The 14,120-nt window shown below is 71.8% G+C and carries 19 protein-coding genes; 7 read left to right on the top strand and 12 right to left on the bottom strand.

The genetic code is table 11. The features are described 5' to 3' along the window. Window positions 1-10 precede the first annotated feature (10 nt). From ASF75_RS17985 to ASF75_RS08520, 4 genes are all read left to right on the top strand, one after another. Entirely contained in the window at window positions 11-169 is a 159-nt protein-coding gene (locus tag ASF75_RS17985) for a hypothetical protein (RefSeq protein WP_200942683.1), read from the top strand. A 109-nt stretch (window positions 170-278) separates the two neighbouring features. Further along, complete coding sequence (locus tag ASF75_RS08530) at window positions 279-929, top strand: GntR family transcriptional regulator (protein ID WP_017888510.1); 651 nt, start codon at window positions 279-281, stop codon at window positions 927-929. A 176-nt stretch (window positions 930-1,105) separates the two neighbouring features. Further along, window positions 1,106-1,561 carry a MarR family winged helix-turn-helix transcriptional regulator gene (locus ASF75_RS08525; RefSeq protein ID WP_017888509.1) on the top strand — a complete coding sequence of 152 codons (456 nt, stop codon included), beginning with the start codon at window positions 1,106-1,108 and terminating at the stop codon, window positions 1,559-1,561. 299 nt (window positions 1,562-1,860) lie between these two features. Then, a complete protein-coding gene (locus ASF75_RS08520; RefSeq protein WP_156463830.1) occupies window positions 1,861-2,733 on the top strand; it encodes a hypothetical protein in 873 nt (290 codons plus the stop codon). A gap of 88 nt (window positions 2,734-2,821) precedes the next feature. Here the strand turns inward: ASF75_RS08520 and ASF75_RS08515 are convergent, their stop codons facing one another. The 5 genes from ASF75_RS08515 to ASF75_RS08500 form a co-directional block, all read right to left on the bottom strand. Beyond that, entirely contained in the window at window positions 2,822-3,133 is a 312-nt protein-coding gene (locus tag ASF75_RS08515; protein ID WP_056070528.1) for a hypothetical protein, read from the bottom strand. Continuing rightward, on the bottom strand, window positions 3,130-3,786 hold the full coding sequence (locus ASF75_RS08510; protein WP_139179820.1) for a hypothetical protein: 657 nt from the start codon (window positions 3,784-3,786) through the stop codon (window positions 3,130-3,132). Before ASF75_RS08510 ends, ASF75_RS08515 begins: the two co-directional genes overlap by 4 nt. Next, the gene (locus tag ASF75_RS08505; protein WP_017888505.1) at window positions 3,783-4,337 is read right to left on the bottom strand and encodes an RNA polymerase sigma factor; all 555 of its coding nucleotides are present in this window, start codon (window positions 4,335-4,337) and stop codon (window positions 3,783-3,785) included. The genes ASF75_RS08510 and ASF75_RS08505 overlap by 4 nt, the downstream gene beginning before the upstream one ends. Before the next feature lie 9 nt (window positions 4,338-4,346). Further along, complete coding sequence (locus tag ASF75_RS17645) at window positions 4,347-4,496, bottom strand: hypothetical protein (protein WP_156463829.1); 150 nt, start codon at window positions 4,494-4,496, stop codon at window positions 4,347-4,349. A gap of 130 nt (window positions 4,497-4,626) precedes the next feature. Then, window positions 4,627-5,463: an alpha/beta fold hydrolase gene (locus tag ASF75_RS08500; protein WP_017888503.1), complete on the bottom strand. Its 837-nt coding sequence runs from the start codon at window positions 5,461-5,463 to the stop codon at window positions 4,627-4,629. A 180-nt stretch (window positions 5,464-5,643) separates the two neighbouring features. Between ASF75_RS08500 and ASF75_RS08495 the strand changes: the two genes are divergently transcribed. Further along, a complete protein-coding gene (locus ASF75_RS08495) occupies window positions 5,644-6,273 on the top strand; it encodes an MOSC domain-containing protein (protein WP_042538266.1) in 630 nt (209 codons plus the stop codon). A gap of 78 nt (window positions 6,274-6,351) precedes the next feature. Here ASF75_RS08495 and ASF75_RS08490 read toward each other — a convergent pair whose 3' ends face one another. Beyond that, window positions 6,352-6,753 carry an MmcQ/YjbR family DNA-binding protein gene (locus ASF75_RS08490; RefSeq protein ID WP_017888501.1) on the bottom strand — a complete coding sequence of 134 codons (402 nt, stop codon included), beginning with the start codon at window positions 6,751-6,753 and terminating at the stop codon, window positions 6,352-6,354. A gap of 141 nt (window positions 6,754-6,894) precedes the next feature. Here ASF75_RS08490 and ASF75_RS17310 point away from each other — a divergent pair, with 141 nt between their 5' ends. Further along, on the top strand, window positions 6,895-7,194 hold the full coding sequence (locus tag ASF75_RS17310; RefSeq protein WP_017888500.1) for an excalibur calcium-binding domain-containing protein: 300 nt from the start codon (window positions 6,895-6,897) through the stop codon (window positions 7,192-7,194). Between the two features lie 118 nt (window positions 7,195-7,312). Here the strand turns inward: ASF75_RS17310 and epsC are convergent, their stop codons facing one another. The 3 genes from epsC to ASF75_RS08470 all read right to left on the bottom strand — a co-directional run bounded on the left by epsC (window position 7,313) and on the right by ASF75_RS08470 (window position 10,133). Next, a complete protein-coding gene (epsC, locus tag ASF75_RS08480; protein ID WP_235045701.1) occupies window positions 7,313-7,897 on the bottom strand; it encodes a serine O-acetyltransferase EpsC in 585 nt (194 codons plus the stop codon). Then, window positions 7,894-8,832: a cysteine synthase A gene (gene cysK, locus ASF75_RS08475; RefSeq protein ID WP_017888498.1), complete on the bottom strand. Its 939-nt coding sequence runs from the start codon at window positions 8,830-8,832 to the stop codon at window positions 7,894-7,896. Before cysK ends, epsC begins: the two co-directional genes overlap by 4 nt. Before the next feature lie 263 nt (window positions 8,833-9,095). Beyond that, window positions 9,096-10,133: a dipeptidase gene (locus ASF75_RS08470; RefSeq protein ID WP_056070525.1), complete on the bottom strand. Its 1,038-nt coding sequence runs from the start codon at window positions 10,131-10,133 to the stop codon at window positions 9,096-9,098. 144 nt (window positions 10,134-10,277) lie between these two features. Between ASF75_RS08470 and ASF75_RS08465 the strand changes: the two genes are divergently transcribed. Next, window positions 10,278-10,772 carry an SRPBCC family protein gene (locus tag ASF75_RS08465; protein ID WP_056070522.1) on the top strand — a complete coding sequence of 165 codons (495 nt, stop codon included), beginning with the start codon at window positions 10,278-10,280 and terminating at the stop codon, window positions 10,770-10,772. Here ASF75_RS08465 and ASF75_RS08460 read toward each other — a convergent pair. Genes ASF75_RS08460 through ASF75_RS08450 form a run of 3 tightly spaced genes read right to left on the bottom strand, consistent with a single transcriptional unit; the run spans window position 10,739 to window position 14,081 of the window. Next, entirely contained in the window at window positions 10,739-11,572 is an 834-nt protein-coding gene (locus ASF75_RS08460; protein WP_056070518.1) for a MurR/RpiR family transcriptional regulator, read from the bottom strand. The genes ASF75_RS08465 and ASF75_RS08460 overlap by 34 nt on opposite strands. Further along, entirely contained in the window at window positions 11,569-12,828 is a 1,260-nt protein-coding gene (locus ASF75_RS08455) for an allantoate amidohydrolase (RefSeq protein ID WP_056070515.1), read from the bottom strand. The genes ASF75_RS08460 and ASF75_RS08455 overlap by 4 nt, the downstream gene beginning before the upstream one ends. Continuing rightward, window positions 12,825-14,081, bottom strand: a complete 1,257-nt coding sequence (locus ASF75_RS08450) for a pyridoxal-phosphate-dependent aminotransferase family protein (RefSeq protein ID WP_056070513.1) — start codon at window positions 14,079-14,081, stop codon at window positions 12,825-12,827. The genes ASF75_RS08455 and ASF75_RS08450 overlap by 4 nt, the downstream gene beginning before the upstream one ends. Window positions 14,082-14,120 lie beyond the last annotated feature (39 nt).

The raw sequence follows: 14,120 nt of genomic DNA, 5'->3' as shown, positions 1-14,120 counted from the left end.
CCGGTCGTCGATGACGCTCTTCGCCCGGATCGCCGCCGACCCGGGCCCGTTCGTCGCCGTGCTGGAGCGCTGGTACGACGCTGCCCAGGACCCGGCCACGATCCGCCTGCTCGTCGATCGAGGACCCGCCCGAACCGGCACCGGACACCCCGGTACTGACACGCGCTGAACCGATCGCAACGCCGTTGTCATATCAGGTACGGTGATGCGAGCACGTGCGATGTCGACCGTGCCCGTTCGCCCGGCGCCCCGACGCCGCCACCCCCGAAGGAGAACGCATGCCGGTCCCCCGCAGCGCCCCGACCGAGCACCAGCTGCTCCGTGACACCGTCCGCCACAAGATCCACGACGCGATCATGGACGGCACCCTGCTCCCCGGGGAACGACTGAACGACGACGAGCTCATCTCGTGGCTCGGCGTCTCCCGCACGCCCATCCGCGAGGCCCTGAGCCAGCTGTCCCGCGCCGGCCTGATCGAGATGGCCCCGAACCGGTACACCCGCGTCACGACGCCGGACCCCGCCGAGGTCATCGAGGCGATGCAGACCCTCGGCGTGCTGTTCGGCGGTGTGGTCCGGCTCGCGGTCCCGCGCCTCGGCACGGCGAGCCGGAAGAAGATCCTGGCCCAGCTCGACAAGACGATCACCGAGCTCGAGGCGCACGAGGTCGCCGCCGTCAACCACGACGCCCTCGACGTCTTCGCCCTGTACGTCGCCGAGTGCGGCAACGAGAACCTGCAGCGCGTCTGCCGCGACACGATGGACGGCCTGGCGTTCCGGTTGCGGCTGCCGAACCTCGACGAACTGGTCGACTGGGACCGGATGACCGAGGACTTCCGACGCCTGCGCGCGGCCACCGAGTCGGGCGACAACGTCGCGGCCGAGCTCGCGACCGAGGCGATCCACCAGCTGCCGGGCGAGAAGCGCTGAGTCCACCTGTACCCGCGTACAGGAACCGCCCGTCTCGCCGACGCGAGGCGGGCGCTCGGCGCTCCACGGGCCTCCCGGCCGGAGCGCCGGCCACGCGCCCGGCGCTCCCAGTCCCGGGGCCGCACGGACCGATAGCATCGCTGGCGACCACCTGAACCAGGCACCCGGAGCAGCACATGAACCCCCGCCCGACGGACCGTACCGAGGTCGCCGCACGCCTGGCCGCAGCGGTCGGTCGGATCAACCGACGGGCCCGCACCGACTCGGCCTCGCTCGGGTACGGCATCGTCTCCGCGCTCGCGTCGATCCAGCGGCACGGACCCCTGCGCCCCGGCGACCTGTCGCGGATCGAGGTGGTCACGAAGCCCACGATGACCCGCATCCTGACCGAACTCGAGCAGCGCGGGTTCATCCAGCGCGAAGCCGACCCGCGCGACGGTCGGGCATTCATGGTCACGGCGACGCCGGAGGGCATCGAGGCGGTCGAGCAGGCCCGCGCGAACCGCACCGGGATCGTGGCCGAGCTCATCGCCGAGCTCGACGAACCGGACGTCGAGGCGATCGCCGGAGCCCTGGCTGCACTCGAGCGTGTGGCCCAGGGCGAGCACGCCCAGGAACCTCACACCTTCTAGCCCCGCGCAGGACCGTTACCGAACCGTTACCAAGCGGTGGACGGACCGTTCTGCCAGCGTTCCTGGACGCGCTGCCCAGTCGGACCGGTCACAGTGACCGCTCCGCCTGACCGCCGCCACCCCACGGCCGCGTACCCGGCGGACGGACGGGCCCCACACCACCGTCCGGTCCTCACCGGCTCGAGGACTCCTCCGTCGTCGCCGACGGTGTCACCGACACCGCCAGCATCCGGCACGCCCGCACGACCCGTTGTGCGAGCAGGAGTCCGTCCCCACCGAGCCGCCGACCTGCGGAACCGATGCGACACACCCCTGAGCTCCCCACCCCCACCGCCTCGACCCGACGTGAGGCGCTGAACACCCCCAGCCGCCGGATGCGCCGTGCCCTGCGACACCGGGCGACGATGATCGCCGGCGGCGCCGCGGTCCTCGCCGTCGCCGGTGGCGCGTTGACCGTCGGCACGCAGCCCGCGATCGGCGAAGCCCTCGGCATGCCGACCGGCACCCCGAGTGCCTCGGCGACCGCCCAGCCCGCGCTGCACGGCACCGCACTCGACCGCGCCCAGGCCGCCGCCACGATCACCACGGCGAAGACCGTCATGCAGACCGCGAACGCCAAGGTCGACACCTCGTCGCTCGAGCAGCGGGTCGACGCCCTGAGCGACTACCCGGAACTGTCGGGTGCGGCGCTGACGAACCGGATCTCGACGACCGTCGCGTCCGCCACGCACGTCGCCGAGGCGAGTGCGACGCAGGACAAGCGAGACGTCGACGCGAAGGCAGCCGCCGCCGCGAAGGCCGCCGCCGACCGGCAGGCCGCCGCCGAGGCAGCCGAGGCCGCCCAGAAGCTCGCCGCCGGCAACACCGTCGCGGGAGCCAAGGCCACGGCGACCTCGCTCGCGTCGTCCGAGTACGGCTGGGGCGCCGACCAGTTCCAGTGCCTGGACAACCTGTGGACCAAGGAGTCCGGCTGGAACTACCAGGCCGTCAACGCCAACGGCGGTGCCACCGGCATCCCGCAGGCGCTCCCCGGATCGAAGATGGCCACGGTCGGATCGGACTGGCGCACCAACGCCACCACCCAGATCACGTGGGGTCTGCGGTACATCAGCTCGGCGTACGGCACCCCGTGCGCGGCGTGGGCGCACTCGCAGGCGAGCAACTTCTACTGATCGGCGCGGGTCGCGACGGCGACCGGCAGACGAACGGGAGGCCCGTGGCGGATCCGCCACGGGCCTCCCGTTCGTCGTGTGGTCGCGGTCAGCCCACCCGCGCGACGCGCACGTCGACGCGGCTGAGCGCCAGGTCGTGGGCCGCGGCGGTCGCCAGGGCGACGTCGTGGACGGCGCGGGCGACCTCCGGGGCCGGGCGGAGGCCGTCGGTGCCGATGACGACGCGCAGGACCCCTTCGTCATCGACGACGATCCTGAGCGGGCCGGCGTTCGTGGCGATGCTCCGGACCGCCTGCACGGCGCTCGCGACCAGAGGGCGGGAGCGGTAGAGGTCGGTGACCCCGGAGACCTCGGTCACCGCGGTCTCGATCGCCGCGAGGGCCTCGTCGGTGGTCGTCATCGTGCCTCCTCCGGGTCGGTGCCGGTCGCGTCGTCGTGCTCCGGCAGCAGATCGCGGACGACCACGTCGATCGCCTCGACGAGCAGGTCGGTCTGCTCCGCCAGCGCCTCGCCCACCGCGGTCCGGACCAGGTCGGCGGCCGTCGGGATGGACAGGCCCGGGGCGATCGCGATCTCGACCACCACGCGCACCGGTGACGCGAGCTCGGTGACGTCGCCCTCCAGCTGACAGCGGGCGACGAGCACGCCGGTGACGGCGTCGCCGGTCCGCCGGATCAGGGAACGGATGGCGCCCTCGGTCATCACCGGGCGCTCCGTCTCGGACAGGGGGCGGAGCGGCACGTCGCGGCCGGATCGGGCCTCGATCGAGATGTTCGCCAGGACGCCACTGATCCACGACTCGTCGGCCGGGGCCTCCTCACGCGCTGCCACCTCGAGTGATCGGAGCGACGCGTGACGGACCCGGATGATCGCCGCGAGGGCGTTCTGGCACGCGGGTGAGTCGTCGATGCTCGGGTCGGCCGGCTGCATCCCCGCGTCGAGGTAGTCGGTGAGCTCGTCGATCGAGTGACCGTCGAGGTCGCCGGGCTCCAGGGCGTCGAGCGCCTCGGAGCTGTCGGGCAGGTCCGGACGGATGCCGTCGTGGTCGGTCATCGCCATCCCTCCATGAGTCGGATCATGTTCTTCCTCGCTCGGGACAGCAGTCCCCGGACCGTCGATGGTGGCAGGTCGAGTTCGGCGGCGATCTCCTCGTACCGGTACTCGAGCACCTCCTTCATGATCCAGCACCGTCGTTGGGCTTCGGGCAGTTCGGCCAGTGCACGTTCCACCGCGTCCTCGCGGGAACGCGCTTCAGCGACCCGGTCAGGTGCGTCGTCCGCGGGTGCGGCGACCTCGAGCTCGGTGACGTCGTCGTGGATGCGACGCGCACGGATGCGGTCGAGGCACTTCCGGCTGAGGATGCGCATCAACCACGACTTCACGCGGGCGAGGTCGTCGAGGGAGTCGAGGCGGTCCCACGCGGTGATGAAGGTCTCCTGCACGACGTCGTCGAGTTCGTCGGTGGAACCGAGGGTCCGACGAGCGTAGGCACGGAGCAGCGGGGTGTGGCGACGGATCAGGACCTCGAAGGCCCGGACGTCGCCGTCGGACGACCGGCCGGCGAGGACCGCGTCGTCGAGCTCGGCGAGGGACTGGTGGTGCACGCGTTCCTTCTACTGGTGGTGGATGGTGAACGGCTGGGTGCGCGGATGCGCCGGCACGACCGTGAACGGTCCGACCGGTCGGGCGGCCAGCGAGCGGACACGCGCCAGGGCGAGCACGTGCGCGGGGGCGTTCCAGGGGACTGCAGCGGTGCGGGTCACGTCGGCTCCTCGTGGTGTGGTCACCGATGAGACGGACGCCGGACCCGTTTCGTCACACACGACGTCAGGGACGCACCCGGACGGTGCCGGTGTGCGCCCCTGACCGGGCCGCTTCGTCTGCTGGGCGGTCCTACTGCTGGATGAAGGCGAGCAGGTCGGGGTTGATGACGTCCGCGTGGGTCGTCAGCATCCCGTGCGGGTAGCCCTCGTAGATCTTGAGCGTCGCGTTGGGCAGCAGCTCAGCCTGCTTGATGGCTGCGGCCTTGTAGGGCACGACCTGGTCGTCGTCGCCCTGGGTCACGAGGACCGGGACCGAGATCGCCTTGAGGTCCTCGGTCTGGTCGGTCTCGGAGAACGCCTTGATGCCCTCGTAGTGGGCCAGGGCGCTGCCCGTCATCCCCTGGCGCCACCAGTTGGCGACCACCGGGGCGGACACCTCTGCCCCCGGCCGGTTGAAGCCGTAGAACGGCCCCTCGGCGACGGCCTGGAAGAACTCCGCGCGGTTCGCGGCGAGCGCGCTCCGGAACCCGTCGAACACCGAGATGGGCGTGCCTTCCGGGTTCGAGTCGCTCTGCACCATGATCGGCGGCACCGAGGACACCAGGACCGCCTTGGCGACCCGGCCCTGGGGCTCGCCGTACTGTGCGACGTACCGCGCGACCTGGCCACCGCCGGTCGAGTGGCCGATGTGGACCGCGTTCCGCAGGTCCAGGTGCTGCACGAGCGCATCCGTGTCGCTCGCGTAGTGGTCCATGTCGTGTCCGGTGCCGATCTGCGATGACCGCCCGTGCCCGCGACGGTCGTGCGCGATCACGCGGTAGCCCTTGCCGAGGAAGAACAGCATCTGGGCGTCCCAGTCGTCCGAAGACAGGGGCCAGCCGTGGTGGAAGACGATCGGCTGCGCGTCGCGCGGCCCCCAGTCCTTGTAGAAGATCTCTGCCCCATCGCTCGTGGTGACGAACGCCATCTCGTGCCTCCCTGGTTGTCTGTTCCACTCGTGACGCGGGCTGGCCGCTGCCTCCACGTCGGCGGGAGGCCGGAACTCGTTCACCGTAGTTCCGAGGGAGGCTCACCCGCTAGCACCAACGTGTCAGGTGGGTGCGAGCGCGGCTTGGCGCACGGGCCCCGCGTGCGCCAGAGTGGCTCCATGCCGCTCGTCACCGCCGTCTGCCGCGTCGACCGCCTGCTGCCGGACTCCGGCATCATCGGCGTCACCGCGATCGACAAGCGCCCGGTCGCCGGCAGCGTCCGCGTCCGGCCCCTCGGCCTGCGTGCGGACGTGCAGGCGAACCGCAAGTACCACGGCGGTCTGGACCAGGCCGTGTACGCCTACGCCGACGAGGACGCCGCGTACTTCGCCGAGCTGCTCGACCGCGAGATCACGCCCGGCCTGTTCGGCGAGAACCTGCGCACCAGCGGCATCGACGTCACCGGTGCCGTGACCGGGGAACGCTGGCGGATCGGCGACACCCTGGAACTCGAGGTCACGATCCCCCGGATCCCGTGCGGCACCTTCGCCAGGCGCATGGGGATCGACAAGTGGGTGAAGCGGTTCGCCGACGAGGGCCGACCCGGCGCGTACTTCCGCGTGGTCAAGTCCGGATCGGTGACAGCGGGTGACCCCATCGCGGTGACGTACCGGCCCGAGCACGGGGTGACCATCGGCGAGATCTTCAGCGACCTGTCGCCCGGACGTGCACGGGCCGTGCTCGAGTCGGGGGAACGGCTGGCGCCGAAGGTCGTGCAGGACCTGTCGAAGGTCGCCGCGCGGGCCTGAGCCCGTCGAGCTGCGTGCGTCCGCGCCGCTCCGTGCGTCCTGTCAGCTCCTTGCGTCCGGTCAGCTCCTTGCGTCCGGTCAGCTCCTTGCGTCCGGTCGGCCCGGCAGCGCGCCCCGCGACGGGTCGATCGGGCGCTTCGCCACGGGCAGTCCCGCGACCACCAGGTCGTAGGCGTTCGCCACGAGGTCCTCGACCAGGGTCTCGTCGATGCCGCCACCCGGCGCCAGCGTGATCCAGTGCCGCTTGTTCATGTGCCACCCCGGCGTGATCTCGTCGTGGTCGCGCACCAGCGCCGCCCCGTGCGGCGGCGCGCACTTCAGGTTGACGATCGGTGTCCCGCGTACCTCGGTGACCATCACGAACATCTTGCCGACGACCTTGTAGACGACGGAGCCCTCGCCGAACGGCTGCGTCTCGACGGCCGCCGGCAGCGCCAGGGCCGTGCGGCTCGCGATCTCGTGCAACTGCTCGCCGTCCATCTGACCAGGATGCCCGAGGCCGCCGACAGCGCACCCCGTTCGGGGGCAGGTCGTGAGCGTCGATCACGTCGTAGGATCACCACGCCGCGTACCCGACGCGGCGATCGCTCGCGCGATCACCACCAGTTCCAGGGGGAACCCGTGCGCATCATCCGTACCCTCGGCATCGCCGCCGCCACCGCCGTCCTCGCGACCACCGTCGTCGTCGGCGGGACCTCGACCGCCCAGGCAGCACCGAAGTCCTACGCCAACTGCACCGCGGTGCACAAGGTCTACTCCGGCGGCATCGCGAAGAAGTCCGTCAAGAAGAACAAGGTCGTCTCCGGTGGCAAGGCCACCTACCGCGCGCTCAAGGGCACGGTGAAGAAGGACGACGCGCTGTACCGGGCGAACACCAAGCTCGACCGCGACAAGGACGGCATCGCCTGCGAGAAGAGCTGACGCTCCCGCTCGCTCGGTGACACCGGCAAGACACCGGTGTTCGCGTCCTGAACACCCGCACGCCGGGGTGCGATGCGTGAACACCGGTGTTTTGCGTGCCCGGCGCGGTGCGACGCGCTCAGAGCGACGGGACGCCCTCGTGCCCGGACCGGGGACGAGGCGTCCCGGCGACCCCGGTGACCACCGACCCCGCCGGTACGTCCTTCGTGACCACGGTGTTGGCGCCGACGACGGAGTCCGGACCGATCGTGATCGCCCCGATGAGCGACGACCCCGCGCCGAGCACCACGCGGTCCCCCACCACCGGATGCCGTCGGGCGCTCGGGCCGTGGTCGCCACCGCGTCCACCCAGGGTCACACCGTGGAACACGAGCACGTCGTCCCCGATGACCGCGGTCTCCCCGATGACGACACCCATGCCGTGGTCGATGAAGAACCGGCGGCCGATGCGCGCCCCCGGGTGGATCTCGATCCCGGTGACCGACCGCGCGACCTGCCCGAGCAGCCGCGCCGCGAACCGCGACCCGGGCAACCCCTGTGCGTTCCAGAGCCGGTGGGTCACCCGGTACGTCCAGATGGCGTGCAACCCGGAGTAGACGATCGCGTTCTCCAGGTCGCCGCGCGCAGCAGGGTCACCGCGGCGTGCTGCGGCCAGGTCCTCGCGGATGGTCCGCAGCACGCCTCGTCGGACGGGACGACTCACGCAGTGAGTCCCTCGAAGAGCACCGTCGACAGGTAGCGCTCTCCGGTGTCGCACACGATGGCGACGATCCGCTTGCCGGCGTTCTCGGGGCGGGCGGCGATCTCGAGGGCCGCGTGGATGATCGCGCCGGACGAGATGCCCGACAGGATGCCCTCCTCGGTCGCCAGGGCGCGGGCGACACGGAGTGCGTCGTCGAGCTCGACGTCGAACACCTCGTCGATGACGCTCTGGTCGAGGACCTCGGGGATGAAGTTCGCGCCGATGCCCTGGATCTTGTGCGGACCGGCCTTGCCCTCGGTGAGCAGGGGCGAGTCCTTCGGCTCGACGGCGACGATCTGCACGCCGGGCACGCGCTCCTTGAGCACCTGCCCGACCCCGGTGATCGTGCCGCCGGTGCCGACACCCGCGACGAACACGTCGACGTGCTCCTCGGTGTCGCGGAGGATCTCCTCCGCCGTGGTCTTCCGGTGGATCTCGGCGTTCGCGGCCGTCTCGAACTGGTGGGCGAGGATGGCGCCGGGGGTCTCCGCGACGATCGACTCGGCCTTGGCGACCGCGCCCTTCATGCCCTCGGGCCCGGGGGTCAGGACGATCTCGGCCCCGTACGCACGGATCACCGCACGGCGTTCGACGCTCATCGTCTCGGGCATCGTGATGACGACCCGGTACCCGCGGGCGGCGCCGACCAGGGCCAGGGCGATCCCGGTGTTGCCGGACGAGCCCTCGACGATGGTGCCGCCGGCCTGCAGCGCTCCGGAGGCCTCGGCGGCGTCGATGATCGCGACGCCCAAGCGGTCCTTGACGCTGGCGCCCGGGTTGTAGAACTCGAGCTTCGCGAGCACCTCGGCGCCGCCCGCCTTCGGCAGGCGGTTCAACTTGACGAGGGGGGTGTTGCCGAACGCCTGGGAGATGTTCTCGTAGATGGTGCCGCTCATCCGGTCCGTCCTTCGCAGCTCAGGTCGCGCATCGCTCTTCCTGGAGGCGCGGTGTGCGCCCGATCCTAGCCACCGGACCCCAGGTGGTCCTGTCCGTGACGGCGCGTGCGCGCCGGACCCGATTCGCGCATCCAGGCCCTTCCTGCCCCGGCCTGCGAAAGCGACAGATGCCCGCGGAAGGTTCGCAGGGTTCTGTCGCTTTCGCGGGAGTGAGCACGACCAGCGCCGAGGAGAGTCGCTTTCGCGGCGCGAAATACACCGCGTCAGCGCACGAACGCCGTCCGGGCGAACCGCTCGTCGGTCGCCTCGAGCACCCGCAGCACGTTGCCGCCGGCCAGCGCACGCAGGTCCGACTCGCCCCAGCCGCGGCGGACCAGCTCCGCCGCGAGCACCGGGTACCGCGACACGTCGCGCAGGTCCGGCGGCAGCACCGGGGTGCCGTCGTAGTCACCGCCGAGGCCCAGGTGCGCCACACCGGCGACGTCACGGGCGTGCTCGACGTGGTCGGCGACGTCAGCCACCGTGACCAAGGGCGGTTCGCCGGACATGCCCGACTCCTCCCAGTCGGCCCACGCCCGGGACACGAACTTCGGCACGAAGGTGATCATCACGACGCCACCGTTGTCGGCGAGCCGGGCGAGCACGTCGTCGGGCACGTTCCGCGGGTGGTCGTCTATCACGACGGTCGACGAGTGGCTGAACACGACGGGCTGGGTCGCGATGTCGAGGGTGTCCCGCATGGTGGCCGGGGCGGTGTGGGACAGGTCGACGAGCATGCCGATCCGCTCCATCTCGGCGACGACCTGTCGCCCGCGGTCGGTCAGGCCGCCGTGCGCCCGTTCCCCGGTCGCGGAGTCGGCCCAGGGGGTGTCGTCGTTGTGGGTGAGCGTCATGTAGCGGACGCCGAGCCGCGCGAGGGTGCGGAGGACGGCCAGGTCGTCGCCGATCGAGTGCCCGCCCTCGGCGCCGAGCAGGGACGCGATCCGGCCTGAGTCGACCGCCGCACGGACCTCGGCGGCGGTGCGGGCGAGCGCGAGGTCGTCGGGGTAACGCTCGATGATCCGGTGTGCGAGATCGACCTGCTGCAGGGTGGTCGTCACGGGGTCCGGGTCGTCCGCGGGCACGAACACCGACCAGAACTGCCCGACCACGCCGCCGGCACGGAGCTTCGGGATGTCGGTGTGCAGCGAGTCGGTCTCGGTGTCGATGCCGTCGACGCCGGAGTCGTGGCTGTCACGGCGTTCCCAGGGCAGGTCGTTGTGGCCGTCGATGACCGGGAACGGGAGCGCGTCGAACGTCATCCCCCGACGCTACCGCCCGCGCCGTCGTGGCTAGGCTCGTTCTGTGCAGCCCGTCACCCTCCGCACCGAGCGCCTGGTGCTCTCGGTCCCCGAGATCAGCGATGCCGACGACGACCGGTCCGCCCCGACGGTCTGGCCGACGTCGTGACCGTCTCGTTCCGTGTCGTGACGGAGCTGCCGGTGCCGCCGGAGCGCGCCTTCGCACTGTCGCTCGACATCGGCGCGCACGAGCGCTCGATGGCAGCCACCGACGAACGCGCCGTCGCCGGCACGACGACCGGCACGATCGGCCTGGGCGAGACCGTCACCTGGCGGGCGCGGCACTTCGGGATCGTCTGGAAGATGACGAGCGGCATCACCGCCCTGGAGGCTCCCCACCGGTTCGTCGACGAACAGGTGCGTGGGCCGTTCGCCCGCTTCCACCACGAGCACCGGTTCGAGCCGTCGGCCGGCGGGACGCGCATGGTCGACACCATCACGTTCCGCGCTCCGCTCGGTCCGCTGGGCCGCCTGGCCGAGGTGCTCGCGTTGGCCCGGTACATGCCGAAGCTCATCGCCGACCGCAACGCCTCGCTCGCCGCCGAGCTGCGCGGCGGGGACGGCGATCAGGGCGCTGCGAGTTCCCCCAGGGCGTCGTAGGCGGTGGCGACGGCGTCGACCCGCACCCGGCCACCAGGACCCGAGGCGTCGTAGACGTCGTTCGTGATCGCCGCGACGACGGCGAACAGCGCGGCCATCGAGTCGAACGCCGACGGTGAATCGACCGGGCAGAGGATCGCGGTGGCCGCCGGCGCCGCGATGACTGCGGCCGTCGGGTCGCCGAGCACGACGACGTCCGCGCCGGAGTCGACGCAGTGCCGGACGATCCGTTCGACCCCGGCGGTGTGCCGGCGCACGGTCACCAGGACGACGAGGTCGTGCCGGTCGAGGTCGGCGACCTCTTCGCCGAGCCGCTGCCCGGGCGACGGACCGACCCGGACGTCGGACCGCACCTGCGCCAGCTGGGACCGCAGTTGCAGCGCGATCGGGTAGGCCCCGCGTTCGCCGAGGACGAGCACCCGGCGGGCACGGACGATCCGACGGGCCAACCGCGGGCGGTCCGCTCGGCCGAGGGACGCGAAGGCTGCGTCGAGGTTCCGTGCCTCCACCGCACGCTGGTCGACGTGGGCGGCGTCCTCGGCGACCCACGGCAGGCCCGAGCCCCGCGCCGACATCAGGTTCTGCCGGACCTCGGCGGCGTCCTGGAACCCCAGGGACCGCACGAGTCGCGAGACCGTGGCCTTCGAGGTGCCGGACTCGGCCGCGAGTTCGGCGGAGGTGCCGACGAGCAGGAGTTCCGGGTCGTGCCGCACCATGGCGGCGACCCGTCGTTCCGCGGGCGAGAGCTGTTCCCAGACGGAGTCGATCCGGGCGCGGACGTCGGGGCCGGCGGTGCTCATGCGCGTGCCACCCGATCGACGGCGACGGCCAGGGCGTCGAGGCCGAGGGCGATGTCCGGCGTCGACACGAACTCGTCCGGGTGGTGGCTGATGCCGTCGGGGTTGCGGAGGAACAGCATCGCGACGTCGGTGATGAGCCCGAGCGACATCGCGTCGTGGCCGGCTCGTGAGAACAGCTCCATCGGTGCGGCTTCGCCCGTCGACACGATCCCGGCGCGGACGGCGTCCATCAGCCGGGGCGAGCAGAACACCGCGGGCGCACGGTGCACCTCGGTCGGGGTGACGCTCACCCCGCGCCGTTCACCGATGAGCGTGAAGGCCTTGGTGAGTTCGTCCCAGACCTCGTCGCGCTCGTCGTCGAACTCGCCCCGCAGGTCGACGGAGAACCGTGCGAGTCCGGGGACCACGTTGACGGCTCCGGGTTCGACGGTCATCGTGCCGACCGTGCCGACCTGGTGCGACGCCCGGCAGATCCGTTCCACCGCCAACGCCGCTTCGGCAGCGGCGAGCAGGGCGTCGTGCCGTCGTTCGTAGGGGGTGCCGCCGGCGTGCCGGGCTTCACCCACGGCCTCGACCGAGAACCGCCGGGCACTCGCGATGCTCGTGACGACCCCGAGGGCCTGGCCGGCCTGCTCCAGGTGCGGCCCCTGCTCGATGTGCGCTTCGAGGTAGCCGACCACGGAGGCCGGGACGACCGCAGCGTCGCCGACACGCTCCGGGTCGAGGCCGAAGTCGGTGAAGGCCTGCCGCAGGGTCGTGCCGTCATCGTCGGCAAGGTCCCACCAGGCGTCGTCCCAGACCCCGGCCACGGCGGACGACCCGAGCAGTGCCTTGCCGAAGCGGGTGCCTTCTTCGTCGGAGAACGCGATGACCTGGAGTGCGACGGGCAGCGGGCCGTCGGCGGTGAGCCGGGCGGCGGTGCGGATCGCCATGAGCACCCCGACGATGCCGTCGTACCGGCCGGCGTCCACCACGGTGTCCAGGTGGGAGCCGAGCAGCAGCACGGGGGCGTCGGGCGTCGCGCCCGCGGCCCGACCGTGCAGGTTGCCGGCGGCGTCCTGCCACGTGGACAGTCCGGCGTCCTGCATCCAGCCCGCGACGAGGGCGTTGGCCCGAGCGTGCTCCGGCGACAGGTAGACGCGGGTGATCCGGCCCGGTTCGGCGCTGAGGGCGGCGAGCTCGTCGCACCAGCCGGCGACGAGTTCGGCGTCGGCGGTGCCCACGGCGGTCGCGTTCAGGACGGGCACGGCGCTCACGCGAGCACCTCGGCCTGGGCGCGTGCGGTGGCGGTGGCGGTGGTGTCGCGGAAGACGTCGAGGGCCGCGTCGACCCCGCCGCCGTGCGGCACCGCGTGCCCTGCCCGACGCAGGGCGTGCTCGAGCGCGGCCAGGGTCGTGACGACGGTGTCCTTCCGCGCGTTGTAGCCCATGGTGCCGAGGCGCCAGACCCGCCCGTGCAGCGGCCCGAACGACGTGCCGATCTCGATGCCGTGGTCGTCGAGCATCGCGGCGCGGACCTGGTCGCCGACCACGTCGGACGGGATCTCGACGGCGACGACGTTGTGCATCTTGTGGGCGACGTCGCCGAAGACCCGGAGGCCGAGGGCCTGCACGCCGTCGAGCATCGCGCGCCCGGCGGTCTCGTGGCGGGTGACGACGGCGTCGCGGCCTTCTTCGAGCAGGATGCGGGCGCACTCGTGGGCGGCGTAGAGCATCGACGCGGCCTCGGTGTGGTGGTTGAGTCGGCGCGGACCCCAGTAGTCGAGGATCATCGCGAGGTCGAGGTAGTTCGAGCGGATCGGTTCGTCGGCGACGACGTCGCCGGGTTCGCGGATGCCGGCCTCGACGCTCCGCCGCTCGTCGAGCACCGCCACGGCCTTCGGCGACAGCGTGACGGGAGCACTGCCGGACGGGCCGCCGAGGCACTTCTGCAGCCCGGCGCTCACGGCGTCGATCCCCCAGGCGTCGACCTCGAGCGGGTTGCCGCCCACGGTCGCGGTCGCGTCGGTGTAGAGCAGGACCCCGTACCGCTCGCAGATCACACCGAGCTCGTCGAGGGGCTGGTTCATCGTGGTCGAGGTGTCGCCCTGCACGACCGCCAGCACCTTCGGCCGGACGCGGGCGATCGCCGACTCGATCGCGGACGGCGTGAAGACCTGGCCCCACTCGGTCTGGATGGTGTGGACTTCGGCACCGGCACGGCCGGCGATCTCGGCGAGCAGGTGTCCGAACCGGCCGAACACCGGCACGAGCACGCGGTCCCCCGGGGCGAGCAGGGACACGAGCACCGCTTCGATGCCCGCGCGCGAGGTGCCGTCGACGAGCAGCGTGGCGTCGTTCTGCGTGCCGAACACGCGGCGGTAGAGCGCCTGCGTCTCGTTCATCGTCGCGGTCATCCACGGGTCGTACTGGCCGACGAGCGGCGTCGACAGCGCCCGGAGCACGCGCGGGTCGGCGTCGATCGGCCCCGGGCCCATGAGGAGACGGGCAGGTGGGTTCACTGGGAGCATGGTGGTTCCTTCCGTTCCCGACCCGACGATACCGGAACG

Source organism: Curtobacterium sp. Leaf154, assembly GCF_001424595.1.
Lineage (GTDB): Bacteria > Actinomycetota > Actinomycetes > Actinomycetales > Microbacteriaceae > Curtobacterium > Curtobacterium poinsettiae.
This window is presented reverse-complemented; position numbering and strand designations above follow the sequence as displayed.

Coding starts and splice junctions, on each gene's coding strand:
- ASF75_RS08520 (WP_156463830.1), top strand. CDS start 1,861: ATGCGACACACCCCTGAGCTCCCCACCCCCACCGCCTCGACCCGACGT.
- cysK (WP_017888498.1), bottom strand. CDS start 8,832: ATGAGCGGCACCATCTACGAGAACATCTCCCAGGCGTTCGGCAACACC.
- ASF75_RS08450 (WP_056070513.1), bottom strand. CDS start 14,081: ATGCTCCCAGTGAACCCACCTGCCCGTCTCCTCATGGGCCCGGGGCCG.
- ASF75_RS08515 (WP_056070528.1), bottom strand. CDS start 3,133: ATGACGACCACCGACGAGGCCCTCGCGGCGATCGAGACCGCGGTGACC.
- ASF75_RS08500 (WP_017888503.1), bottom strand. CDS start 5,463: ATGGCGTTCGTCACCACGAGCGATGGGGCAGAGATCTTCTACAAGGAC.
- ASF75_RS08470 (WP_056070525.1), bottom strand. CDS start 10,133: ATGACGTTCGACGCGCTCCCGTTCCCGGTCATCGACGGCCACAACGAC.
- ASF75_RS08495 (WP_042538266.1), top strand. CDS start 5,644: ATGCCGCTCGTCACCGCCGTCTGCCGCGTCGACCGCCTGCTGCCGGAC.
- ASF75_RS08510 (WP_139179820.1), bottom strand. CDS start 3,786: ATGACCGACCACGACGGCATCCGTCCGGACCTGCCCGACAGCTCCGAG.
- ASF75_RS08530 (WP_017888510.1), top strand. CDS start 279: ATGCCGGTCCCCCGCAGCGCCCCGACCGAGCACCAGCTGCTCCGTGAC.
- ASF75_RS08460 (WP_056070518.1), bottom strand. CDS start 11,572: ATGAGCACCGCCGGCCCCGACGTCCGCGCCCGGATCGACTCCGTCTGG.
- ASF75_RS17985 (WP_200942683.1), top strand. CDS start 11: ATGACGCTCTTCGCCCGGATCGCCGCCGACCCGGGCCCGTTCGTCGCC.
- ASF75_RS08525 (WP_017888509.1), top strand. CDS start 1,106: ATGAACCCCCGCCCGACGGACCGTACCGAGGTCGCCGCACGCCTGGCC.
- ASF75_RS08490 (WP_017888501.1), bottom strand. CDS start 6,753: ATGGACGGCGAGCAGTTGCACGAGATCGCGAGCCGCACGGCCCTGGCG.